Origin of the sequence: Bradyrhizobium sp. ERR14, from assembly GCF_014198235.1 — a bacterium.
GTDB lineage: Bacteria > Pseudomonadota > Alphaproteobacteria > Rhizobiales > Xanthobacteraceae > Bradyrhizobium.
This window is the reverse complement of sequence record NZ_JACIHD010000004.1, coordinates 247,437-270,404: the sequence shown is the minus strand read 5'-3', so window position 1 is coordinate 270,404 and position 22,968 is coordinate 247,437. Positions and strand designations below refer to the sequence as shown.

Below are 22,968 nucleotides of genomic sequence, written 5' to 3'. Positions count from 1 at the left end.
GTGGGTTATTTCTTGCGCCAGACGAACAGGCCTGACATCGCGTAGTTCCACACCACGCCCATCAGCGCGCCGGCCATGCCGGCCAGCCACCAGATCGGCTCCTGGTCGTAGACCGAGAAGGCGACGCCGACATTGGCGAGCAGGCCGACGCTGCACACGATGTAGAAGGCGATCAGACCGCGCAGCAGCGCAAAGCCCCTCAGCCGCTGGTCGCGATAAGTGAGGAAGTTGTTGAGGATGAAATTGCTGGTCATGGCGACGATGGCGCCGGCGGCCTGCGCCTCCGCGAACGGCGCCTTGAACAGCTGAAGCCCGATGAACAGTGTGGTGAGATGCACCACGAGGCCGATGCCGCCGACCATCGCGAACAGGATGAAGCGCAGCGAGACGATGTCGTTGCTCAGCTTGGCCAGCACGAGGCCGAGGAAATCGAGCGCGACCATGGAATCGAGCTTGCTCTCGCCGTGCTGACGGGCGCCGAAAGTGTAGGGAATCTCGACCGCCCGCAAGCCGCCGTGCGCGGTCGCGACGACGTCGAGCAGTATCTTGAAGCCGTGCACGGAGAGCTTCGGCGCGAGCTGCTCGAAACGATCGCGGCGGATCATGAAGAAGCCGCTCATGGGATCGGCAATCTCGACCCGCAGCATCTTCCTGGCGAACTCGGTCGCCAGCGCGCTGGCGCCGGCGCGCTGCTTGTTGAAGCCCTCGCTCTTGTAGCCCTCGATGTAGCGGCTACCGACCACAAGATCGGCCTCGTCGCTTGCGAGCAGCAAAAGCATCTTCGGCAGTTGCGTCTCGTCGTGCTGGAGGTCGGCGTCGATCACGGCCACATAGGGCGCGCTGGACGCCAGGATGCCCTCGATGCAGGCGCCCGAAAGGCCGCGGCGGCCGATGCGGCGGATACAGCGCACGCGGCTGTCCTGCTGCGCCAGCGCGCGCACGACGTCCCAGGTGCCATCAGGCGAATTGTCGTCGACGAACACGACTTCCCAGGCGACGTTGGCGAGCACCGCCTCCAGCCGCCGGTACAGCACCGTGACATTGTCGCGCTCGTTGAAGGTCGGGACGATGACCGACAGTTCCGGCCCTTCTAGGGCCTGCAGCGGATTTTCGGAGCCCGGTCTGATCACTTCATTCATGACGGCAGCGTATATCCGCCGCGTCCTGCGCTGCCAAGTTCTGCGCTGCCGGGTTCTTATGCTGCGAAGCTGGGGGTGTCCGGGAAAGGGCCCAAAAGGCGCCCCAAAATGCCAACGACCCCGGAACGGCGGGCCGCGCGTACATCCGGCGCGAGCCTAAGCTATTCCAAGGTCGTTCCAACGCCGGAGTTTTTCGCTCAACGGCGCCGTTAAGGGGTAGATAAGAATGACAAGACGGCTTCGCAAGGGCCGAAAACCACGATTTTCGTGCCTTATTGGTTGGGCACTTCCCGGATGATCGGCCCGCGCGGCGCCGGCGCGGCCGGGGCTGCGGGTGCCGCAGCCGGGGCCGGCTCGACTTTCGCCGGTTTGGGCGGCTTGCCGTACTGGCCAATCGGCCCGAACACGACGGCGACTGCAAGCACGATCGCGGCGACGATCACGCCCAAAATGCCCCCTACCGACTCAGACGCCATGGAAACCCACCCCTGTTCCAGATACGCCCCGTGATATCACGGATGCGCGCGGAGCCGGAAGGGCCCGGAGCCAATGGCGAGTAGCGAATGGAGAAGGCCGCCTCTTCCCCTATTCGCTATTGGCCATTCGCCACTCCCTCATTTCACCGGCGGCCTCTGCTTGACGAAGGCCGTCACGATGTCCTTCTGCGCGGCCTCCACTGCCCTGTTCGCGGTCGCGAGATGGGCACCGGCATCGATGTTCGGATATTGCGTGGTGAGATAGTCGAGCAGCGCCACCCGGTAATATTGCCGCTCCGACGGGCAGGCACCCGCGACCGAGCGGCCAAAATCCTGTTCCGTCATTCCCCGATTGCTATCGCGCGAATATTCCCGCGCCAGGCAATGCCAGTAATCGTCGCGGCCCTGCATGGCGAGCTTCTGCGCGCCCTTCGCATCGTCGTCATCCGCCATGACCGGAGATATCATGGCAGCAGATGTCATCATGACGAGCGCCGCTCCCACCATCAGCATCCGCATCTTTTTCTCCTTTTTCGCAGATCCTGCCGCGACCTTAGACGGGACGCAGCAACTGGCCAATCACAACTGGTTTGACTAGGATGACGGCATCCCCTCACGTCGATGCGAGATCCTTCCGTGGCCAAAGCAAAAACTGCGTCCAAAAAGTCAGGCAACATCTTCATCGGCATCGGCGGCTGGACCTTCGAGCCGTGGCGCGGCGTGTTCTATCCGGAGAAGCTGACGCAGGCGAAGGAGCTGTCCTACGCCGCCTCGAAGCTGACCTCGATCGAGATCAACGGCACCTATTACGGCTCGCAGAAGCCGGAGAGCTTTCGCAAATGGGCGAGCGAGGTGCCCGACGGTTTCGTGTTCTCAGTAAAGGGACCGCGATTCGCCACCAACCGCCGGGTGCTGGCGGAAGCCGGCGATTCCATCAAGCGGTTCTATGATTCCGGCGTGCTGGAACTCGGTGACCGTCTCGGGCCGGTGTTGTGGCAGTTCGCGCCGACGAAGAAATTCGACGGCGCCGACTTCGGCAAGTTCCTCGAACTGTTGCCGCGCAAGCTCGAGGGACGCGCGCTGCGCCACGTCGTCGAGGTCCGACACGACAGTTTCTGCGCGCCGGACTTCGTGGCGCTGATCCGCGAGTTCGAGACGCCCGTCGTGTTCGCCGAGCACGGCAAATATCCAGCCATCGCCGACGTCGCCGGTGATTTCGTTTATGCCCGGCTGCAGAAGGGCAATGACGAGATCAAGACCTGCTACCCGCCCAAGCAGCTCGATGCCTGGGCCGAGCGCCTTCAGGCCTGGGCTTCGGGCGGTGAACCGGACGACCTGCCGAAGGTCGACAAGGCCAAGCCGAAGAAGGAGCCGCGCGACGTGTTCGCCTACGTCATCCACGAGGGCAAGGTACGCGCACCCGCCGGCGCCATGGAACTGATCGCAAGGGTGAGTTGAGGTGAGCCATGGCAAAGGCCAGGAAGCTGTTCACCATCGGCTATGAGCAGACGCCGCCCAAGGCGGTGCTGGATGAGCTGGTAGAGGCCGGCGTCAAGCTCGTGGTCGACGTGCGCGCGGTGACATCCTCGCGCCGGCCGGGCTTTTCCAAGAAGCAGCTTGCCGCGGGTCTCGACGAGCGCGGCATCGCCTATGTCCACCTCGCCGCGCTCGGCACGCCGAAGGAGGGCCGCCTCGCCGCACGCAGCGGTCAGTACGATGTGCTCGAGAGGATTTTCTCAAAGCACCTGAAGGCGCCCGAGGCCAGGGAGGCGATGGACGAGCTCTCGGCGCTGGTGAAGAAGGCCGGCCCGGTGTGCCTGCTCTGCTACGAGCGCGACCACACCCATTGCCACCGCCAGATGATCGCGGAGATCATCGAGGAACGCGATGGGGTTGCGGTGACGAATCTGGCGGGGCGGCTGGTCTGATCGTCGTGGGCGCTGGTGTTAGCCGTAGCTCATCCTGAGGTGGCCGCTTCTCCAGCGGCCCTCCGAGGACGACGGCGTGCCCCGAGGCTGCACCTCGGCCGTGCATCCTTCGAGGCTCGCAAAAGCTCGCACCTCAGAGCCTGACTCAAAACTTTTCGGTCAGGCTCTCGGGACGACCGTGGGACCCAGCACGAGCTTGGAATGACGCCTAGCCCTCCCCCGCCAGCTTGAACGTCCCCTCCATCATCTGCACACAGCTGCCGCCGACATGGGCGGAGAGGATCCTGCCGTCCTGCTTGCGCACGCGCGTCGAGAGGATGCTCGGCCGGCCCATGTCAAAGCCCTGGCCCACGGTGAGCTTGAGCTCGCCATCGCGCATCGGATCGAGATCAGCGAACAGTGCGGCCGCGGCAACCGTGGCGCTGCCGGTGGCGGGGTCCTCGACGAGACCGCTGGCGCCGCGCATGAACATTCGCGCCTGGCGCTCGCAAGGCGCCTCCGCCGCGGGTACGTCGCGCGTATAGAACCACACCGAGCGGGCGCCATCGCGCGGTAAGAGCTTGCCGTAGGCTGCCGCATCCGGCCGGGCGCGCTTCAGCGCCTCGCGCGAATGCAGCTCCATCACCAGAAACGCGTTTCCGACGGTGACGATCTCAGGCTCGTGATTGTCGGTCTTGATGTCGTCTGCAACGAGCGAGATGCAGCTCGCGGCTTCGGCGGCTGACAGCCGCGAGAGCCGCTCCAGCGGCTGCGGCGCGGTGAGCTCGGTTCTGATCACCCGGCCCTGCTCTGTCACGATGGCGACCGGTACGAGCCCGGCTTTCTCCTCGAACAGCAGACGTGGCTTCGGCTCCTTCGCCATCGAGGCGAGCACGAAGGCGGTGCCGACATTGGGATGGCCCGCGAAGGCAATCTCCTGCACCGGCGTGAAGATGCGCACCTCCGCGTCGTTGGCCTTGTCGCGCGGCGGCAGCACGAAGGTGGTCTCGGAATAGTTGAACTCGGTCGCGATCGTCTGCATCTGAGCGGTCGTGAGCCCGCCGGCATCGAGCACCACGGCGAGCTGGTTGCCGCCGAAGGCGCGGTCGGTGAACACGTCGACGGTGACGTAGCGGCGCTGCATCTTCGATCCCTCATGCAAGTCGCGACCGCAACGGGCCGCATCGCGCGGAAGTCTATAGGCCGGCGACATCGCTCGTCATGCCCCAAAATTCGGAGCAATCGGAGCAATCGCGATGACGCGTTGGAGGTTAATCGGCGGCAGCGATTCTCGAAGTCGGGCTGGCGAATTTCGCCAACCCGACATCGTTTGTTGCGATCGTCAATAGGCGTACGGGTAAGTCGTGTTCGGCAGGCAGGGCGGCTGCGTGTAGGGCGCAGAGGCATACGCGCCCTCTGCCGGCGCCCTGACGCAGGAGTCGGACACCGCCTGAGTCACAGCAGCGCGCGGCGGGGCAGCGTGGCGCATCGTCGCGGCCTGAGCCTGGGTAGCGGCTGCGGCGATCAGGGCGGCGGCAACAAGGGTCAATCGGGTCATTGGCTTTCTCCGGGTGAGAAGTGAATGCCGAGGCGTCTCGGCTTCCACAATGCAAGACCCGAAAACTAGCAGGGATATTTCATCACGCGCGTTCAAGGCAGCGCGACTCCGCTTCAACCAAACGCGACTCGCGCTTGAAGAGCCGTTACCCCAATTGAAACACCGCGACCTTCCGCTCATAGCCGCGCACTTCGACCTCGCCGAGCGCAACAGCATCGTCACCATCGTTGCCGAGCGCCTCGCGCACGGTCTCCGAAATCAGGAGCTGCGAGCCGAACTCCTTGTTCAAAGCCTCCAGGCGCGAGGCGAAGTTCACGGTGTCGCCGATGACGGTGTATTCCTTGCGCCGGGGCGAGCCGATATTGCCGGCGACGACCTCGCCGAAATGGATGCCGATGCCGATGCGCAGCGGCCAGCTCGTCTGTGCGTTGATGTGGTCCATCGCACTCAGCATCTCGCGGCCCGCGGCAACCGCGCGATGCGCGGCGTCGGAGGCTTCCAGCGGCGCGCCGAACAACGCGAGAAAGCCATCGCCGAGAAACTTGTTCACGATGCCGCCGTGGCGATCGAGGATGTCGACCAGCACCGCAAAGGCGCCGTCGAGCCGGTCGACCACCTCCTGTGGCGTGCGCGACTGCGCGCCCGCCGTGAAGCCGCGGAAATCGACGAACATCACCGCGACGCGGCGGAGATCCCCGCCACCGCTGGTTCCCGCCGCCATCAGCCGCTCCACCACCTGTGGAGAGACGTGCTGGCCGAACAGGTTCGTCACCCGGTCACGCGCGGTCGCAGCCGCGATGCTCGCGGCGAACTGGCGGCGCAGCTGAGCGCCGACCGCGCCCGCCAGCGCGCCACAAATCAGGATGACGATGCTGCGCACAGCGTGGAAATAGATCAGGGGTTCGCCGGCCTCGTCGGCCGCGTTGTAGAGCAGCGCGACGGACAGAAGCCCGGCTGCGGCGACGAAGCCTGTAAACGCAGAGAGCCAGAAGTCGAGCCGCAAGGTCGAGAGGATGACGAAAATGAAGTACATCAGCGGCACGGCGAAACCGAGAGCCTGGCTCGCGCCCATGGTCCGGGTTTGCAGGATCAGGATCACCGTGGGCAGCGACGTCTCGATCAGCGTGCCGATATAGCGCCGGATCACCGGCAGGTCGCGGTCGAGCCGGAGATTCTTCCTGATCTGGGTGTGGACCCAAACCTCGAACAGGATGAAGCCGCCGAGCAGGCCGTAGACCTCTACAAGCCCTTCCGTTCCGCGCCACACCCGGTTCACCACACTGGGGTCGATCAAATAGATCGCGGTGAGCAGCACCATCATGACGCAGCCTGTCATGATCAGCGCCCGCACCCGGAGCAGCTCGGTGCGCAGCACTTCGCGTGTCAGCTCGCGCTCGAAATCCTCCGATAGCACGGCGTGCTGCCGTGTCCTCCTGCTCGCAAATCTGACCATTCCCGCCCCTCGATTCCGGGGCATTGTGCCTCAATCCAGCGTGCGGCGGAAGCGCGTCACGGCGATGGTCATGGCGAGCGCCATCAGGATCGCCAGTGCCAGGGCGTCGAAATGCAGATTCTGCATGGTCGCGCCCTTCAGCATGATGGCGCGGACGATGCGAAGGTAGTGCGTCAGGGGCAGGCATTCGCCGAGATATTGCGCCCAGGTCGGCATCCCCGCGAAGGGAAACATGAATCCGGACAGCAGAATGCTTGGCAGGAAGAACATCATCGACATCTGCATGGCCTGGAGCTGGTTCTGCACCACCGTCGAGATGGTGTAGCCGATCGACAGGTTGGTGGTGATGAACAGCGTCGAGAGCAGCGCCAGCAGGAACAGATTGCCGAGCACGGGGACGCCGAACAGACCGACGCCGATCCCGATGATGAGGAACGCCTGCACGAAGCCGACCAGCACGTAAGGCACGATCTTGCCGAACATCACCTCGACCGGCTTGATCGGCATCGACAGCAGGCTCTCCATGGTGCCGCGCTCGACCTCGCGCGTGACCGACAGCGCGGTGAAGATCAGCATGGTCATGGTGAGGATGGTGCCGACCAGGCCCGGCACGATGTTGAGGCTGGAGGCCGCGGCCGGATTATAGCGGGCATGCGCACGGATCTCGAACGGCATCTCCGGGGGATCGCCGATATAGAGATCGTGCTTGAGCGCGGTCTGCACGATCATGCCGAGCGAGCCGATCGCCGAGCTCGCCGCCACCGGATCGGTCGCATCGGCCGCGACCAGCAGCGCCGGCCTGTCGCCACGCCGTACCGCCCGCTCGAAGCCGCGCGGGATCTCGACACCGAACAGCACCTTGCCGGATTTCAGGAGGTTGTCGAAATCGTCGACGTCGTGCACCTCATAGAGGAAGCGGAAATAGGCGGTGTTCTCCAGCGCCTTCAGGATCGAGCGGGCGAGATCGGAATCCTCCTGGAGCAGCACCGCGCTTGGCAGATGGCGCGGCGTGGTGTTGATGGCATAGCCGAACAGCATCAGCTGCATCACCGGCAGCATCACGATCATCGCGAACGAGACGCGGTCGCGCCTCAGCTGGATGAACTCCTTGATCAGCATCGCATAGGAGCGCCGAAGGAAGCCGAAGCGCTCGCGGATCTCGTGCCGTGGTGCGGGATGTTCGACGGCGCTCATTGGAAATTGTCCTTGGAGCGCCCCATCAGCTCGATGAACACGTCTTCCAGCGACGGCGACGATTTGTGCCAGTGCAAGCCGTCTCTTTCGCGCCATGGCGCGACGCTGGCTTCGAGCGCGGCGACGTCGCGCCCCGACACGTGCAGCGAGGTGCCGAACGGCGCCACCATGTCGATCCCGGCCTTGCCGGTGAGCTCGGCCGCGAGCCCGTTGAGGTCCTCGCCCGTTACGGTGTAAGTCGTCAGCGCGGATTTAGTGATCACCTCCTCCACCGTGCCGTGGGTCAGCAGATGGCCGTATGCGATGTAGGCGATCTCGTGACAGCGCTCGGCCTCGTCCATGTAGTGGGTCGAGACCAGGACGGTGAGGCCCTCGGCGGCCAGCGCGTGGATCTCGTTCCAGAAGTCGCGCCGCGCCTTGGGATCGACGCCGGCGGTGGGCTCGTCCAGCAGCAGCAATTGCGGATTGGGCAGCGTGCAGGCCCCCAGCGCCAAGCGCTGCTTCCAGCCGCCCGAGAGTTCGCCCGCAAGCTGCTCCTCGCGTCCCGAGAGCCCGAGCCGCTTGATCATGTCGCGCGCGGCGCCGCGCGCATCGGCCAGACCATAGAGCCGCGCCACGAATTCGAGATTCTCGCGCACCGAGAGATCCTGATAAAGGCTGAAGCGCTGGGTCATGTAGCCAACCTGGCGCTTGATCTTTTCGGCATCGCGGCGGATGTCGTAGCCGAGGCAGGTGCCCTCGCCGCTATCGGGCGTGAGCAGCCCGCAGAGGATACGGATGGTCGTGGTCTTGCCCGAGCCGTTGGGCCCGAGGAAGCCGTAAATCGAGCCGCGCTTCACCTGCATCGACAGATCGTGCACGACCTCGCGGCCGCCAAACGATTTGGTCAGGCCCTTGACGTCGATCGCGATGCCGTTGCCACCGTTCATCGCTTGTCCGCCACCGGGGTCTTTGGATTGAGATAGACGTCGATCGGCTGTCCGACCCGCAGCGCGTCGGGTCGCGACGGCCGCGCCTGGATCAAATAGACCAGCTTGTTGCGCTCATCGAGGCTGTAGATCACGGGCGGAGTGTATTCGGCCGAGGTCGCAATGAAGTAGATCTTTGCGGTGAGATCTGCCGCGCAATTGTCGCAAGCGATGCGCACCGTATCGCCGATCGCGAGCTTCGGCAGCGCGGTCTCCGGCACGAAGAAGCGCAGCTTCATGTTGCCAGGCGGCATGATCGACAGCACCGGGCGCTGCGCCGCCACCATCTCCCCCTCGCGGAAATAGATCTGCTGGATGGTGCCGGCAACCGGCGCAAAGCCCTTGCGCCGCGCCATCCGCGTCTCTGACGTCGCCACCCGCGCCTCCGCGACGCGCAAGGCGGACACGGCGGAATCGAGATTGGCCTGCGTGCCCGAACCGGTCTTGTTCAACGAGGCCGCACGGTCATAGGTCTGCTGCGCGTTCGCGAGCGTCGCCTTCTGCTGGTTGAGGTCGGCAAGCTGGAGATCGTCATCCACGGAATAGAGGTGATCGCCGACCTTGACCTCGTCGCCCTCGCGGACATTGAGCTTCGTCACCCGTCCCGCTTCATCCGGGCTGACGAAGATCATGTCGGCCTCGACCCAGCCCTGGAAACCGGGATCGCGCTTTTCCTGGCAGCCGGCGAGCGAGGCTGCGAGCGCCATCACCAATGCAATGCTGAAAATTGCTTGCGACGACCTCATGTCGTCCTCCGTTCGCCAAAAATCAAATCGAGATGAACGCGAAGCATGTCCTGTGCATCGAGCGGCGCGTGCCGCGCAAACAGGCTCTGCCAGATCACCGCGATCATCGCCGGCGCGACCAGGATCTGCGGATAGCGCGCGAGGTCCTTCTCGCGGATCTCGCCGCGGGCGATGCCGAGCTCGATCAGGGCGCGCATGGCGGCGATCCCGCGCGAGACAACCTCACGGTAGTAGAAATCGGCGACGGCCGGAAAGCGCGGCCCCTCCGCCACGATCAGCCGCACCAGATCGCCGCGCCTGGTGCCGATGACCTCTTTCAGGAAATTGCTGGCAAAGGCCTCGATGAGGTCGCGCACCGAGCCAGTCGGCGGCGGCAGCGCGGTCAGCCGAGCCACGACAGGCACGATCACGATGCGCACCAGCTCCTCGAACATTGATTCCTTGTCCTTGAAGTGCAGGTAGATCGTGCCCTTGGCGACGCCGGCGCGTTTGGCAATGTCGTCGAGTCGCGTTGCGGCGAAACCGCGGGCGATGAACTCCTCCATCGCGGCCTCCACGATCGCCGCGCGCCGCTCCTGCGCGCGCGCAGCGCGATTCGATGCAGGCACCTCTCCGCGGGCTGACGCAGGCTCTGCGCTCAGGGCCGACTTGTTGGCGAGCTTGGTCGACTTCTTCATCATCAGATATATATGACTGACCAGTCAGTCACAGTCAATACCGCGATACAAGCAGAAGAATTAGCATTGACTAATGAATTAGCCTCGGCTAATTGAATGTCATGATCGAAACTGCTCCAAACCCCGTCACCACCGTGATGCGTGCCCTCGCCGACCCGACGCGCCGAGCGGTGTTCGAGCGCGTGTTCGAGAGCAAGGAGATCAGCGTCGCCGAACTGACGCGCGGCAGCGGCGTGACCCAGGGCGCGATCTCGCAGCACCTGAAGTCCCTGAAGCAGGCCGGACTCGTCGCCGAGCGCGCCGAGGGCCGCAACGTCTATTACCGCGCCGCACCGCAAGGGCTCGAACCGCTGGTCACCTGGATGGACCATTACGGCGTGTTCTGGCGCGAGCGCTTCCAGAACCTGCGTGACCTCTTGAAGGAGATCGATCCGTGAGTGCTGCTTCCAAAGCTCAAGCCCAACACCAGACCAAAGACATCGTCATCGACGAGGTCTTCCCTCACGCCGTCGCAACGATCTGGAAGGCGCTGACCAGCGCACAGTTGATTGCGCGCTGGCTGATGCCACCGACCGGTTTCGAGGCCGTCGAAGGCAACACCTTCACGTTCAAGACCAACCCGGCCGGCGCGTGGGATGGCACGATCCGTTGCCGCGTTCTGGAGGTCGTGCCGAACCAACGCTTCGCCTTTGCCTGGAAGGGTGGCGACGAGGGTAACACCGGTTACGGCTCGGCGCTCGACACCGTCGTCACCTGGTCCCTCACGCCGGTCGAAGCCGGGACGCGCGTGCGCGTGGTGCATTCGGGCTTCGTGACGCCGACGAACGACACCGCTTATCGCAACATGAGCGACGGCTGGGTCAAGGTGCTGCAGCGGCTCGATGCCATCTCCGGCGAAGACAAGTAAGGAAGCATCGCTATGGACAAGCCCTACACCGGCGGCTGCGCCTGCGGCGCGATCCGCTATTCGATTGGCGGCGAGCCCCTGTTCAGCAATCACTGCCAGTGCCGGGACTGCCAGCGCGAAAGCGGCAGTGCGCATGGCTCATACGCGACGTTCGCGCGAGCCGGCGTGACGCTAACCGGCGAGGCGAAGCATTGGGACATGGTCGCCGACAGCGGCAATGTGAAGACGCGCGGTTTCTGCACGCAATGCGGCGTGCCTGTGTACATGACCTTCGCGGCACAGCCCGACGTCTTCACAATCCGAGCTACGAGCCTCGACGAGCCTGCCCGCTACAAGCCGCAGGCGGTCACTTTCGCCGCGCGCGGCCATGACTGGGATCGCCTCGATCCCAGCCTGGTCAAGTTCGAGGGCATGCCGCCTGGATGAGACGCTAGCCGAAATCCAGCACCATGCGGCCGTCGATCTTGCCGGCCTTCATCCGCTCGAAGACGTCGTTGATTTGCGCCAGGGGCACCTTCGTCACTTCGGCCTTCACCTTGCCGTCCGCAGCGAATGCGACGGCTTCGTCGAGATCGCGCCGCGTGCCGACGATGGAGCCGCGCACCGTGATGCGCTTGAGGACGACGTCGAAGATCGGCGTCGGGAATTCGCCCGGCGGCAGGCCGACGAGGCTGACGGTGCCCTTCCGGCGCACCATCTTCAGCGCCTGAGCGAACGCGGCGGTCGAGACCGCCGTCACCAGCACGCCGTGAGCCCCGCCGCCGGTCGCCGCCAAGACCTGATCCAGGGCGCCGCTCGCGAGCGCGTTGACTGCGAGATCGGCACCGGTTTCGCGCGCCAGCTCCAGCTTGTCCTCGGCGATGTCGACGGCGACGACCTTGAGCCCCATCGCCTTGGCGTACTGGATCGCGACATGGCCGAGTCCGCCAACGCCTGAGATCACCACCCATTCGCCGGGCCTCGCCTCCGTCTCCTTCAATCCCTTGTAGGTGGTGACGCCCGCGCACAGGATCGGCGCGATGGCGGCAAAATCGACCGTCGCCGGCAGCTTTGCTGCAAAGGCAGCCGAGGCGATGACATATTCGGCAAAGCCGCCGTTGACGCTGTAGCCGGTATTGTGCTGGTGCTCGCACAGGGTTTCCCAGCCGGTCTCGCAATATTCGCAGGACTGCAGGCATCGTGCAGCCAGGCGACGCCGACGGCATCCCCCACTTTCAAATTCTTCACGCCGGGCCCGAGTGCAGCGACGGTGCCGGCAGCCTCGTGGCCGGGAATGAACGGAGGAACCGGCTTCACCGGCCAGTCGCCGGAGGCTGCATGCAGATCGGTGTGACAGACGCCGCAGGCCTTCACCTTGACCAGAATCTCGCCGGGACCGGGCTGCGGCACCGGCACATCCTCGATCACCAGTGGCTTGCCGAATTGCTTGACGATTGCGGCCTTCATGGTCGGCATCTGCTGCTCCTCTGCGCTTTGCGAAGCAGAATAGCGATGCCGTCCGGTGCTCCTTTGACGGGGGTCAAACAGCACAAAGTTTGCGCAGGGCCGGCCCCATTATGACACCACGATGACGCCGCGCGGATGCGGCGTGTCAGCTATGGAACTTGAGGCCGTCGAGGATCTTGTCGATCACCTTGCGCTCGGCGCGCATGGCGATGCCGACGAGATTGAGATCGTTGCGCGCAACCACCCTCACCGCCTCACGGTTGGCGGCATCGTGCGTGGTGCTGAACATGTCCTCGGTATAGACCGCCGGCTTGACGTTGCGCGCGAGCGCACGGTCCAGCGCGCGCGACAACGCCGGACCATCGGCGCCATAGATCAGGATCGGCTGACCGATCAGCGCATGATATTTCGTGCCCGAGGCGTCCTCATAGGCTTCGCCGATGCATTCGGGAAAGGCCCCAGCGATGCCGCTGGTGAGGAAGGACGCAACGTTGAGCTTCTGCCAGGCCTGAAGATCGGTGCGGATCACGACCGCGATCTTGGTGTCGAATTGCATGTGGTTCCTTCGATTGTCATTCCGGGCTCGATGCTACGCATCGCCCCGGAATGACAGCAAGAGGAATCAGCGCTCGACGAAATCAACCCTTGGCATCGCAGGCCCAGGCGCGGATCACGCATTCCTTGCCGCCGTATTTGTAGCATTCGCGCGTGGCGGCGTTGAGCGAGGCCGAAATCTTCGGCTTGACGGCGTAGCCATAAGCGCCGCAAGGGTTGGTCATATCGACCGACATCGCGGCGCAGGCGCGCTTCATCGTCACCGTCGTGCAATCGCCCTTGCACTGCTTCTGCGCCGCGGCACGCGCCTCGTGCTCGTGGCCGTAATCAAAGGCCTGGCCATAAGCGCCGCATTTGCCGACTGCAATCGCACCGGCGGCATGCGCTTCGGTGACATAGCGGGCGCCCGTGACGGCAACTGACAAGACAAAGCAAAACATCGCGCAACGGCGCGCGACGACGTTCGAAGCCATGGAAAATCCCCTCCCCCCAAGGCAGGTGGAGGCAACTCTAAGCGCCGGTCGTTTCCAGATGGTGAACGGGTGGTTGAACTCGGAAGAGGCTTGGGGAAGTGCCGTAGGGTGGGCAAAGCGACTTGTCCGCCGTAGCTCGAAGAGCGAAGGCGGAAGCGTGCCCACCAATTGTCGATCGTAACGAAGAGACCGTGGGCACGGCGCTCCGCGCCTTTGCCCACCCTACGGCACCGTCGTTTGCGGCACCGTTATCCGCCTCGCGCAGCTTCCAGCGCCTGCGGCGTGTCGATGTCCAGGAAGGCGCTCTCGCCGTCCACCGGCACCTCCGCAACCGCCTCCGTGTGCTTGGCGATCAGGTGGCGCGCGCCGACGTCGCCGTCGAGCGTCATCAGCTCCTTGAAGAAGCGGCGCGACCACAGCACGGGATTGCCGCGGCGGCCCTCGCTGACGGGCACGACGATGAGATTGCCACGGTCGGGCGCGAAGCCGTCGATGAGACGGTCGATCAGGCCGGCATCGATCAGCGGCATGTCGCCCAGACACACCACGGCGCCATCACAGCTTTCCGGCACGGCCGCGATGCCGGCCTTGACCGAGCTGGCGATGCCGCCTGCGAAGTCCGGATTACGCACGAATTTCACCTTCAGGCCTTGCAGTGCCTGCTCGACCAGTTCGGCCTGATGCCCGGTGACGACGATCACCTCGGAGGCCTTCGAGGCCAGCGCCTGCTCGGTCGCGAGCCGCACCAGCTTCTTGCCGTCGAGCTCGGCGAGCAGCTTGTTCGGCCCGCCCATCCGGGTCGAACGGCCCGCAGCGAGCACGATGGCGGCGACCTGGCTATTGCCCTCGGTCTCGGGCTGTGCGCGTGGCTGCGGCCGCGTCACGATCTCCATCAGCAGGCCGCCGACGCCCATGCCCATGAGTTCGGACCGCGTCACCTTGATGCCGGCGAGAAGCCGCATCAAGACCCAATCAAAACCGTTCTCGACCGGCGAGCGCGCACAGCCCGGTGCGCCCAGCACCGGAACGTCGCCGGCCCGCGCGATCAGCAAGAGATTGCCGGGATCGACCGGCATGCCGAAATGCTCGATCTCGCCGCCGATCCTGGTGACCGCCGCCGGAATCACGTCGCGGCGATCGGCGATCGCGGAGGCCCCGAACACGATGACGAGCTCGGCACCGAGGCCGAGCAACTCCTTGATCGCGGCTGACAGGGCAGCTTCGTCGTGCTGGACCCGCCGCTCGGCGATGATGCTGGCACCGGCGGGTGCCAACCGTTCGGCCGTGACGCGCAGCGTCTTGTCGATCACCTTGGATGACAAGCCCGGCAGCAGCGTCGAGACCACGCCGACGCGCTGGATCACGTAAGGCGCGATCTTCAGCACGTCCTTGCCTGCGGCCTTCACCGCGGCATCGCGCAAACTTCCTTCGACGCCGAACGGGATGATCTTGACGGTGCCGACCATCTCGCCCTCGACCACCGGCTTGTAGGCGGTGAGCGTCGCAAAGGTGATGGCCTCGTCGATGTTGTTGATGCGGTCGACCGCGGCGCGGTCGATCACCAGCACACCCGGACGTGCGGCGAACAGATTGGCGCGGCCGGTGAAGGCGCGCTCGACATGAATGCCCTCGCCGCCAACGGCCAGCGCGATGCCGGCGGCCGCAATGTCCTCGGAGACGTCGCCCGCCTCCATGCGCACCACGACGATGTCCTTGATGCCGGCCCGCGTGAGCTGCTCGACCTCGGCAGGCCCGATCGTCGTGCCCTTCTTCAGCACCAACGATCCCTGGCGCAGGGTGTGGACGGTCACCCCGCCGATGGCATCCTCAGGGCTCGCCGGGCCGAACTTCATGCCGCTTCTTCTTTTTCCTTAGGAGGCAGGCGGAGTACCGCGGTGATCTCCGCCATGATCGACACCGCGATCTCGGACGGGGAAACCGCACCGATCGCAAGGCCAATGGGCGCGTGAATGCGCGCGATGTCGCTTTCCTTGGCGCCCTGCGCCCGCAGCCGGTCGCCGCGCTTGGCGTGCGTCTTCCGCGAACCGAGCGCGCCGATATAGAAGCAGCCGCGCTCGAAGGCGTGCAGCAGCGCCGGGTCGTCGATCTTGGGATCGTGCGTCACCGCGACGAAGGCGGTGTAGGCATCGACATTGAGCGGCGGCAGAGCCGTGTCCGGCCATTCGGCCACCAGCGGAACGTCGGGAAAGCGCTCGGGGCTGGCGAACGCCGTTCGCGGATCCACGACGGTCACGTCGTAGCCGAGCGAGCGCGCCAGCGGCGCCAAGGCCTGGCTGATATGGACCGCGCCGACGATGACGAGTTTTGCTGTCGGGGCGTAGACGTTGAGGAACAGCTTTTTGCCGCCGGCCTCGACATTGGCGCTCTTGCCCATGCGGAGTTGCTTGTCGAGTTCGGCGCGTAACGGATCTCTTGCAAAATCCTTCGCCTTCACCAGGCGCTGCTCGCCGCTCTCGGTGTCGGTCACCAGGATCACCGGCCGGCGCGCGGCCCGCTCGGCATTGAGTTCGTGCAGGATCTCGAGCTTCACGGCTAACCGACCTTCTCGACGAAGACGCGAATGGTACCGCCGCACGACAGCCCGACGTTCCAGGCGGTCTCATCCGCGACGCCGAACTCCAGCATCCTCGGCTTGCCGCTCTGGATCACGTCCATGGCCTCGGTGACCACGGCGCCCTCGACGCAGCCGCCGGAGACCGAGCCCAGGAATGTACCCTCGTCGTTGATGACGAGGCTGGAGCCCGCCGGGCGCGGCGCCGAGCCCCAGGTCTCCACCACGGTGGCGAGCGCGACGCCACGGCCCGCCTTTTGCCAGTCCTCCGCCGCCTTAAGAATATCCTCGTCGCGATCGAGCATGGGGTGCCTCTCAAGCTGCGGAGCGGATCAGGCTGCGGTGATGCGGCGGCAGCGGCCGGGAGAGCGTCGTGATCAGCTCCTGGATCGAACTCAAATTATGTACCGGGCGGAATTCGTCAACGTGCGGGAGCATCATTTTGATGCCCTGGGCCTTGGCCTCGAAGCCGCCGAACCGCAGCAGCGGGTTGAGCCAGATCAGGCGCCGGCACGAGCGGTGCAGCCGGTCCATCTCGAAGGCGAGCCTGGAATCCGCCTCCCGCTCCAGCCCGTCGGAGATCAGGAGCACGATGGCGCCCTGGCTCAACACGCGCCGCGCCCACAATTTGTTGAAGTTGTGCAGCGAGGCCGAGATCCGCGTGCCGCCGGCCCAGTCCTCGACCGAGGCCGAGCAGCTCGCCAGCGCCTCGTCGGGATCGCGCTGGCGCAGCGCGCGGGTGACGTTGGTCAGCCGGGTACCGAACAGGAACACCGAGACGCGCTTGCGCGCATCGCCGATGGCATGGAGGAAATGCAGGAACAGGCGGGTGTACTCGTTCATCGAGCCCGAGATATCGAGCAGCGCCACGATCGGCGCCGGCTTCTCGATCCGCCCGAGGCGATGGATGTCGATGATGTCGCCGCCGGTGCGCAAGGAGGCGCGCAGCGTGCGGCGGAGGTCAAGGCGAAGCCCGCGCGCATCAGGCCGCTGCCGGCGCGTCAGAAGCTCGGCCTGCGGCAGATGCATCCGCTCGACCGCACGCAGCGCCTCGCTGATCTCGGCGGCGCTCATCTGCGCAAAATCCTTCTTCTGAAGGATCTCCCTGTCGGACACCGACAGGCGCAGATCCTGCTCCTGGTGCTGCGGCGTCTCGGTCATGCGCGGCTGCGACATCGCCTCCTGCACGCGGCGGGAGCCCGCCTGCGGCTTCTTCTTGGCCTCGTCCGGCAGCGGCACCGAATCCAGCATGTGCTTCCACTCTTCCGAGGCGCGGAAGAACAGGTTGAAGGCCTGCTTGAAGATCAGCGCGTGCTCATGACGCTTGACGAAGATCGCCTCCAGCGTGGTGAAGACGTCGGCGCGGTTGCCGATGTCGATCACCTGGAGCGCGCTCATGGCGTCGATGACGGCGCCCGGCCCGACCGGCATGCCCGCAGAGCGCAGCGCGCGGGCGAAGCCGACGATGTTGTCGGCGAATTGCTCGGTCTGCTCGGGCGCCAGGTGGTTGATGGCCATGGTCTATCCTCGCTCCGTCATTCCGGGGCGTCGCGCAGCGACGAACCCGGAATCCAGAGATTGCAGCGCGAGATTCTCAGGTGCGCAATTGCGCACCGGAGTTCGCGCTGACGCGCGCCTCGGAATGACGAACTCAAATGACGCGCGTCAATTCTCGCTCGTTGCTTCCTTCAGCACCTTCTGCAGGGTGTCGCCCTGCATCCGGGTAATGTCGTCCTGGTACTTGAGCAGCGCGCCCAGCGTGTCGCCGACCACTTGCGGGGTCAGCGAGCGGGCATCTAACTCCGACAGCGCGGTGGCCCAGTCGATGGTCTCGGCGACGCCCGGCGACTTGTAGAAGTCCTGGTTGCGCAAAGCCTGCACGAAGCGCACGACCTGCTGCGACAGCTTTGCGGAGATGCCGGGCACGCGCGACTTGACGATCGCGAGCTCGCGCTCGGCCGCGGGATAATCGACCCAGTGATAGAGACAGCGTCGCTTCAGCGCGTCGTGGATCTCGCGAGTGCGGTTGGAGGTGATGATGACGATCGGCGCGGCGGGCGCCTTGACGGTGCCGAATTCGGGGATCGTCACCTGGAAGTCGCTGAGGATTTCGAGCAGGTACGCCTCGAACGCCTCGTCGGCGCGATCGAGCTCGTCGATCAGCAGCACCGGTGGTCCCGCAACGTCGGGCTCCAGCGCCTGGAGCAGCGGCCGCTTGATCATGTAGCGGTCGGCGAAGATGTCGCTCGAGAGCTGGTCGCGATCGGTGTCGCCAGCGGCTTCCGCCATCCGGATCGCGATCATTTGCGCGGCGCTGTTCCACTCGTAGACCGCGGAGGAGACGTCGAGGCCTTCGTAGCACTGCAGGCGGATCAGCTTCCGGCCGAGCGCTGCGGACAAGACCTTGGCGATCTCGGTCTTGCCGACGCCGGCCTCGCCTTCCAGGAACAGCGGCCGGCCCATTCGCAGCGAGAGATACGTCACCGTCGCCAGCGACCGCTCCGCGAGATAGCCGCGCGACGTCAGGAGTTCGAGCATCGCATCGACCGATGCCGGCAAGGCCCCGGGAGTATTGGCCGCTGAAGTCATGAAAAAGCCAGTCTCGCTACGCCCTCACCGGGACAAGTTTGGCCGAGGCGTGAGGTTCACTCACTCCTTGGCATTGGCGGCATCGAGGGCGCGCCGCGTCAGCACGCCGATGAGGTGCGCGCGGTATTCGGCGCTGCCGTGGATATCGCTGTTGAGGCCCTCGGCCGGCACCTCGATGCCGTCAAGCGCCTTCGCGGCGAAGCGCTTCTTGAGGGCTTCCTCGAACGCAGTGACGCGGAACACGCCTTCGGAGCCGGCGCCGGTGACGGCAACCCGCACGTCGGACGGACGCCGTGCCACGAACACACCGACCAGCGCATAGCGCGAGGCCTGGTTGCGGAACTTGATGTAGGCCGCCTTCTTCGGCAGCGGGAACATCACCTTGGTGATGATCTCGTCGGCTTCCAGCGCGGTCGAGAACAGGCCCTGGAAATACTCTTCGGCCTTGAGGCGCCGCTTGTTGGTAACGATGGTCGCGCCCAGCGCGAGCACGGCGGCCGGATAGTCCGCGGTCGGGTCGTTGTTGGCGAGCGAGCCGCCGATCGTGCCCTTGTGACGTACGGCGGGATCGCCGATTCCGCCGGCAAGATTCGCGAGCGCCGGGATCGCCTCGCCGACGACCGCGGAGGTCGCGACCTCGGCGTGCTTGGCGGTGGCGCCGATCACCAGCGAGCGGCCCTTCATCTCGATCGTATTGAGCCCCTCGATATGGGAGAGGTCGACCAGATGCGGGGGGCTGGCGAGGCGCTGCTTCATGACGGGAATCAGCGTGTGGCCGCCGGCGATCACCTTGGCGTCTTCGTTCTTCACCAGGAGGTTGGCGGCCTGCCGAACGGTCCCGGGGCGATGGTATTTGAATTCGTACATCTGAATGTCCTGATCGCGGGATGCGCGTTACGCGAGGTCGGATTTCGCCATCGCCTTGGCGCCGGCGGAGATCGAGGCGACGATGTTCTGGTAGCCGGTGCAGCGGCAGAGATTGCCTTCTAGTTCTTCCCGGATCGTATGGTCGTCGAGCTCGTTGCCCTTGCGGTGCACGATGTCGATCGCGGTCATGATCATGCCCGGCGTGCAGAAGCCGCATTGCAGGCCATGGTGCTCGCGGAAGGCCTCCTGCATCGGATGCAGCGGCGCGCCGTCTGCGGCCAGCCCCTCGATCGTCTTGACCTCGTGGCCGTCGGCCATCACCGCAAGCGTGGTGCAGGATTTCACGGCCTTGCCGTCGACATGCACGACGCAGGCGCCGCACTGCGAGGTGTCGCAGCCGACATGGGTGCCGGTCAGGCGCAGATTCTCGCGCAGAAACTGCACCAGGAGGGTGCGGGGATCGACGTTGGCGGTGACTGGATTGCCGTTCACGATGAGGGAGATTTTTGCCATAAGCACTCTCTATCAGCGCCCCGACGGGTCCCGTCGAAGCGGTTCTTATAATTATTCCAACCCATCATATGGGCCATTATGCCCCGGGGCAACATCGCCCGGGACGCAAGGTGCCATGCCGAAGGCGATGACCTTCAGCCCTGTACCGCCTTGGCGAAGTTCGCGAAAAATTCGTCGGCGAGTTTCTTGGCGGCGCCGTTGATGAGGCGCTGGCCGAGCTGCGCCAACTTGCCGCCGATCTGCGCCTCGACATCGTAGGACAGCAGCGTGCCGCCGTCCTTCTCCGCCAGCTTGACCACCGCGCCACCCTTGGCGAAGCCGGCGACCCCGCCCTCGCCCTCGCCCGAGATCTTGTAGCCGTTCGGCGGGTCGAGATCGGAGAGTGTGACCTTGCCCTTGAAGCGTGCCGACACCGGGCCGACCTTCATTTTCGCCGTAGCGCGAAAGCCGCCGTCCTCGGTCCTCTCGAGCTCCTCGCAGCCCGGGATGCAGGCCTTCAGCACCTCGGGATCGTTGAGCTTGGCCCACACGGCCTCACGGGACGCCGCAAGCTGGACTTCGCCGTTCATCGTCATGGCCATGAGGGTGCCTCCCGGATCGCGTAACTATTGTGCTGATCAAGTAACGCAGGGACGCGGCAAAGGAAAGGGCGGCGCCCGGTCACGTGCAATGCATATTCGCAACTGCAAAAAGGCGTGTGCGGGCGCTTGGGGATTGGCACAGCCGGGCCATGATGATTAGGTCGCGCGCAACATGAGCACATCCCTCTCCCCCCTGCTCGCACCGATGCTGTCGAGCGCCGCCATGCGCGCGGTCTGCGATGACCGGTCGACCCTGCAGAACATGCTCGATTTCGAGGCAGCCCTGGCACGCGCGGAGGCCGCCACGGATGTGATTCCGGCCTCTGCGGTGGTCTCGATCGAGGCCGCATGCAAGGCCGATTCCTTTGACATGGCGGCGCTGGCGGAGGCCGCGACGCGATCGGGCAATCTGGCGATTCCCCTGGTCAAGATGCTGACCGCCAATGTCGGCAAGGCAGACACGGAGGCCGCGCGCTACGTGCATTGGGGCGCAACCAGCCAGGATGTCATCGACACCGCGACCATGCTCACGCTTCGCGCCGGCCTCGATGCGCTGGACGCCGACCTCAGCCGCGCCATCAGGGGATTCGCCGCGCTGGCGCGCAGCCATCGCAACACCGCGATGGTGGCACGGACCTGGCTGCAGCACGCGCTGCCGATGCCGTTCGGGCTCAAGGCCGCCGAATATGCCGCAAGCCTCGCCCGCGCCCGATGCCGCCTGCGGCGGCTGTCCCGGGAGGGCCTCGCGCTGCAATTCGGCGGCGCCGCTGGCACGCTCGCGGCCCTCGGGGACAAGGGGCTTGCCGTGGCAGAGCGTCTCGCGCAGGAGCTGAACCTGCCGCTACCGGAAGCGCCCTGGCACACCCATCGCGACCGCATCGCGGAGGTCGCTTCGGCTTTCGCTATTCTGGCAGGAACCTGCGGCAAGATCGCGCGCGACGTTTCGCTGATGATGCAGACCGATGTCGGCGAAGCCTTCGAGCCCGCCGGCGAAGGCCGCGGAGGCTCCTCGACCATGCCGCACAAGCGCAACCCGGTCTCCGCCGCAAGCGCGCTGGGCGCCGCTACAATGGCTCCGCAGCTTGCCGCGACGATATTTGCGGCTCAAGTGCAGGATCATGAGCGCAGCGCGGGCCCCTGGCACGCGGAATGGCCGACGCTGCCGCAATTGATGCTGGTCACATCGGGCGCGCTGGCCGCCATCGTCGACATCGCCGAGGGCCTCGACGTCGACGCAGCGCGCATGCGCAGCAATCTCGATGCAACCCACGGGCTGATCATGGCGGAAGCGGTCACTTTCGCGCTGGCCGACAAGATCGGCAAGAGCGAGGCGCATCATCTCATCGAGGCCGCCAGCAAGCGCGCGGTTGCCGAGAAGAAACATCTGCGCGAGGTGCTGACCGCCGATTCGCAGGTCACTGCGCACCTTTCGCCGGAAAAAATTGCGGCATTGTTCGAACCGATGGCCTATCAAGGGGCTTCCCAAGCCTTGATCGACCGGCTGCTCGACAGCCTCGACCGCGAATAAGAACCGCAAAGTACGACGGAGACGCCGCATGCCCATGATCGATGCCGACGGTTGCCTGCTCAACGTCTCCGTCGAGGGCCGCGACGGCGGGCCGACGCTGATGCTCTCCAACTCGCTCGGCTGCACGCTGCAGATGTGGGAGCCCCAGATGAAGGCGCTGACGCAGGTGTTTCGCGTCATCCGCTACGACCGCCGCGGCCACGGCAAGTCGAACGTTCCGCCCGGCCCTTACACCATGGAGCGCTTCGGCCGCGACGTGCTCGCGATCCTCGACGACCTCAACATCGAGAAGGTGCATTGGTGCGGCCTCTCGATGGGCGGCATGGTCGGGCAATGGCTGGGCGCCAACGCGCCGGAGCGCTTCGGCAAGCTCATCCTCGCCAACACTTCCTGCTACTATGCCGAGCCGACCAAATGGCTGGAGCGCATCGACGCCGTGAAGAAGGGCGGCATCGCCGCGGTCGCCGATGCCGTGATCGCAGGATGGCTGACGCAGGATTTCCGCGAGCGCGAGCCTGACATCACCGCGAAGATGAAGTCGATGCTGCTGGCCTCGCCCGTCGAAGGCTACCTCGCCTGCTGCGAGGCGCTGTCGACGCTCGACCAGCGCGCGCTGCTGCCGAAAATCAAGAGCCCGACATTGGTGATCGCCGGCCGCCACGACATGGCGACGCCGATCTCGGCGGGTGAGTTGATCCGCTCGAATATTCCGGGCGCAAGCATGACCATCATCGACGCCGCCCACATTTCCAACGTCGAGCAGCCGCACGCGTTCACGGATGCGGTGGTGGGATTTTTGACGCAGCGCTAGTTGTTATC

At 65.1% G+C, this 22,968-nt stretch carries 28 protein-coding genes and 1 pseudogene; 8 read left to right on the top strand and 21 right to left on the bottom strand.

All coding sequences use genetic code 11. The features are described 5' to 3' along the window. Window positions 1-5 precede the first annotated feature (5 nt). The 3 genes from GGD62_RS14540 to GGD62_RS14530 form a co-directional block, all read right to left on the bottom strand. Window positions 6-1,139, bottom strand: coding sequence for a glycosyltransferase family 2 protein (locus tag GGD62_RS14540; protein ID WP_092259170.1), 1,134 nt, complete (start codon window positions 1,137-1,139; stop codon window positions 6-8). Window positions 1,140-1,411: 272 nt separating this feature from the next. Beyond that, window positions 1,412-1,615: a hypothetical protein gene (locus GGD62_RS14535; RefSeq protein WP_092259169.1), complete on the bottom strand. Its 204-nt coding sequence runs from the start codon at window positions 1,613-1,615 to the stop codon at window positions 1,412-1,414. Window positions 1,616-1,753: 138 nt separating this feature from the next. Next, window positions 1,754-2,134 (bottom strand): hypothetical protein, encoded by a 381-nt coding sequence (locus GGD62_RS14530; protein ID WP_018316508.1) that lies wholly within the window; start codon window positions 2,132-2,134, stop codon window positions 1,754-1,756. On the opposite strand from GGD62_RS14530, the gene GGD62_RS41530 reads away from it, so the two are divergent. The 3 genes from GGD62_RS41530 to GGD62_RS14520 are packed head-to-tail and all read left to right on the top strand — an operon-like array spanning window position 2,082 to window position 3,543. Further along, window positions 2,082-2,213, top strand: coding sequence for a hypothetical protein (locus tag GGD62_RS41530; RefSeq protein WP_256375077.1), 132 nt, complete (start codon window positions 2,082-2,084; stop codon window positions 2,211-2,213). The two genes, GGD62_RS14530 and GGD62_RS41530, sit on opposite strands and share 53 nt — an antisense overlap. A 23-nt stretch (window positions 2,214-2,236) precedes the next feature. Then, on the top strand, window positions 2,237-3,073 hold the full coding sequence (locus GGD62_RS14525) for a DUF72 domain-containing protein (protein WP_179734226.1): 837 nt from the start codon (window positions 2,237-2,239) through the stop codon (window positions 3,071-3,073). A gap of 8 nt (window positions 3,074-3,081) precedes the next feature. Then, window positions 3,082-3,543, top strand: a complete 462-nt coding sequence (locus GGD62_RS14520; RefSeq protein WP_179734224.1) for a DUF488 family protein — start codon at window positions 3,082-3,084, stop codon at window positions 3,541-3,543. Between the two features lie 208 nt (window positions 3,544-3,751). Here GGD62_RS14520 and GGD62_RS14515 read toward each other — a convergent pair whose 3' ends face one another. The 7 genes from GGD62_RS14515 to GGD62_RS14485 all read right to left on the bottom strand — a co-directional run bounded on the left by GGD62_RS14515 (window position 3,752) and on the right by GGD62_RS14485 (window position 10,121). After that, a complete protein-coding gene (locus GGD62_RS14515) occupies window positions 3,752-4,666 on the bottom strand; it encodes a PhzF family phenazine biosynthesis protein (protein ID WP_183708883.1) in 915 nt (304 codons plus the stop codon). 198 nt (window positions 4,667-4,864) lie between these two features. Then, a complete protein-coding gene (locus tag GGD62_RS14510; RefSeq protein ID WP_183708882.1) occupies window positions 4,865-5,080 on the bottom strand; it encodes a hypothetical protein in 216 nt (71 codons plus the stop codon). A 145-nt stretch (window positions 5,081-5,225) separates the two neighbouring features. Continuing rightward, window positions 5,226-6,533 (bottom strand): adenylate/guanylate cyclase domain-containing protein, encoded by a 1,308-nt coding sequence (locus GGD62_RS14505; RefSeq protein ID WP_018316513.1) that lies wholly within the window; start codon window positions 6,531-6,533, stop codon window positions 5,226-5,228. A gap of 30 nt (window positions 6,534-6,563) precedes the next feature. Then, window positions 6,564-7,727: an ABC transporter permease gene (locus tag GGD62_RS14500; protein ID WP_018316514.1), complete on the bottom strand. Its 1,164-nt coding sequence runs from the start codon at window positions 7,725-7,727 to the stop codon at window positions 6,564-6,566. Further along, the gene (locus GGD62_RS14495; protein WP_183708881.1) at window positions 7,724-8,656 is read right to left on the bottom strand and encodes an ABC transporter ATP-binding protein; all 933 of its coding nucleotides are present in this window, start codon (window positions 8,654-8,656) and stop codon (window positions 7,724-7,726) included. Before GGD62_RS14495 ends, GGD62_RS14500 begins: the two co-directional genes overlap by 4 nt. Further along, complete coding sequence (locus tag GGD62_RS14490) at window positions 8,653-9,441, bottom strand: HlyD family secretion protein (protein WP_179734218.1); 789 nt, start codon at window positions 9,439-9,441, stop codon at window positions 8,653-8,655. Before GGD62_RS14490 ends, GGD62_RS14495 begins: the two co-directional genes overlap by 4 nt. Further along, complete coding sequence (locus GGD62_RS14485; RefSeq protein ID WP_018316517.1) at window positions 9,438-10,121, bottom strand: TetR/AcrR family transcriptional regulator; 684 nt, start codon at window positions 10,119-10,121, stop codon at window positions 9,438-9,440. The genes GGD62_RS14490 and GGD62_RS14485 overlap by 4 nt, the downstream gene beginning before the upstream one ends. 98 nt (window positions 10,122-10,219) lie before the next feature. On the opposite strand from GGD62_RS14485, the gene GGD62_RS14480 reads away from it, so the two are divergent. From GGD62_RS14480 to GGD62_RS14470, 3 genes are read left to right on the top strand one after another with little or no spacing between them, the layout of a single operon-like run. Continuing rightward, entirely contained in the window at window positions 10,220-10,555 is a 336-nt protein-coding gene (locus GGD62_RS14480) for a helix-turn-helix transcriptional regulator (RefSeq protein WP_092259151.1), read from the top strand. Beyond that, window positions 10,552-11,025, top strand: a complete 474-nt coding sequence (locus GGD62_RS14475) for an SRPBCC domain-containing protein (protein ID WP_018316519.1) — start codon at window positions 10,552-10,554, stop codon at window positions 11,023-11,025. The genes GGD62_RS14480 and GGD62_RS14475 overlap by 4 nt, the downstream gene beginning before the upstream one ends. A gap of 12 nt (window positions 11,026-11,037) precedes the next feature. Next, on the top strand, window positions 11,038-11,451 hold the full coding sequence (locus GGD62_RS14470) for a GFA family protein (RefSeq protein WP_183708880.1): 414 nt from the start codon (window positions 11,038-11,040) through the stop codon (window positions 11,449-11,451). A gap of 4 nt (window positions 11,452-11,455) precedes the next feature. Here GGD62_RS14470 and adhP read toward each other — a convergent pair. The 11 genes and pseudogenes from adhP to GGD62_RS14415 all read right to left on the bottom strand — a co-directional run bounded on the left by adhP (window position 11,456) and on the right by GGD62_RS14415 (window position 20,621). Continuing rightward, a pseudogene (gene adhP, locus GGD62_RS14465) lies at window positions 11,456-12,480 on the bottom strand (alcohol dehydrogenase AdhP). Window positions 12,481-12,616: 136 nt separating this feature from the next. After that, window positions 12,617-13,027 carry a DUF2000 family protein gene (locus tag GGD62_RS14460; protein ID WP_183708879.1) on the bottom strand — a complete coding sequence of 137 codons (411 nt, stop codon included), beginning with the start codon at window positions 13,025-13,027 and terminating at the stop codon, window positions 12,617-12,619. A gap of 82 nt (window positions 13,028-13,109) precedes the next feature. After that, entirely contained in the window at window positions 13,110-13,499 is a 390-nt protein-coding gene (locus GGD62_RS14455; protein WP_018316523.1) for a DUF4189 domain-containing protein, read from the bottom strand. A gap of 248 nt (window positions 13,500-13,747) precedes the next feature. After that, the gene (locus GGD62_RS14450) at window positions 13,748-15,352 is read right to left on the bottom strand and encodes an NTP transferase domain-containing protein (RefSeq protein WP_183708878.1); all 1,605 of its coding nucleotides are present in this window, start codon (window positions 15,350-15,352) and stop codon (window positions 13,748-13,750) included. Further along, entirely contained in the window at window positions 15,349-16,050 is a 702-nt protein-coding gene (locus GGD62_RS14445; protein ID WP_183708877.1) for an XdhC family protein, read from the bottom strand. The genes GGD62_RS14450 and GGD62_RS14445 overlap by 4 nt, the downstream gene beginning before the upstream one ends. A 2-nt stretch (window positions 16,051-16,052) precedes the next feature. After that, a complete protein-coding gene (locus GGD62_RS14440) occupies window positions 16,053-16,376 on the bottom strand; it encodes an XdhC family protein (protein ID WP_007602422.1) in 324 nt (107 codons plus the stop codon). Between the two features lie 10 nt (window positions 16,377-16,386). Further along, a complete protein-coding gene (locus tag GGD62_RS14435; RefSeq protein WP_179734212.1) occupies window positions 16,387-17,589 on the bottom strand; it encodes a VWA domain-containing protein in 1,203 nt (400 codons plus the stop codon). A gap of 147 nt (window positions 17,590-17,736) precedes the next feature. Then, entirely contained in the window at window positions 17,737-18,660 is a 924-nt protein-coding gene (locus tag GGD62_RS14430) for a MoxR family ATPase (protein ID WP_183708876.1), read from the bottom strand. A gap of 60 nt (window positions 18,661-18,720) precedes the next feature. Further along, the gene (locus tag GGD62_RS14425; RefSeq protein WP_018316528.1) at window positions 18,721-19,527 is read right to left on the bottom strand and encodes a xanthine dehydrogenase family protein subunit M; all 807 of its coding nucleotides are present in this window, start codon (window positions 19,525-19,527) and stop codon (window positions 18,721-18,723) included. A gap of 27 nt (window positions 19,528-19,554) precedes the next feature. After that, complete coding sequence (locus GGD62_RS14420) at window positions 19,555-20,040, bottom strand: (2Fe-2S)-binding protein (RefSeq protein WP_026201687.1); 486 nt, start codon at window positions 20,038-20,040, stop codon at window positions 19,555-19,557. A gap of 134 nt (window positions 20,041-20,174) precedes the next feature. Next, entirely contained in the window at window positions 20,175-20,621 is a 447-nt protein-coding gene (locus tag GGD62_RS14415) for a carbon monoxide dehydrogenase subunit G (RefSeq protein ID WP_092259130.1), read from the bottom strand. Window positions 20,622-20,793: 172 nt separating this feature from the next. Here GGD62_RS14415 and GGD62_RS14410 point away from each other — a divergent pair, with 172 nt between their 5' ends. Both GGD62_RS14410 and pcaD read left to right on the top strand, forming a co-directional pair. Next, a complete protein-coding gene (locus tag GGD62_RS14410) occupies window positions 20,794-22,149 on the top strand; it encodes a 3-carboxy-cis,cis-muconate cycloisomerase (protein WP_183708875.1) in 1,356 nt (451 codons plus the stop codon). A gap of 28 nt (window positions 22,150-22,177) precedes the next feature. After that, on the top strand, window positions 22,178-22,960 hold the full coding sequence (gene pcaD, locus GGD62_RS14405) for a 3-oxoadipate enol-lactonase (protein ID WP_018316532.1): 783 nt from the start codon (window positions 22,178-22,180) through the stop codon (window positions 22,958-22,960). The last annotated feature ends 8 nt before the right edge of the window (window positions 22,961-22,968 follow it).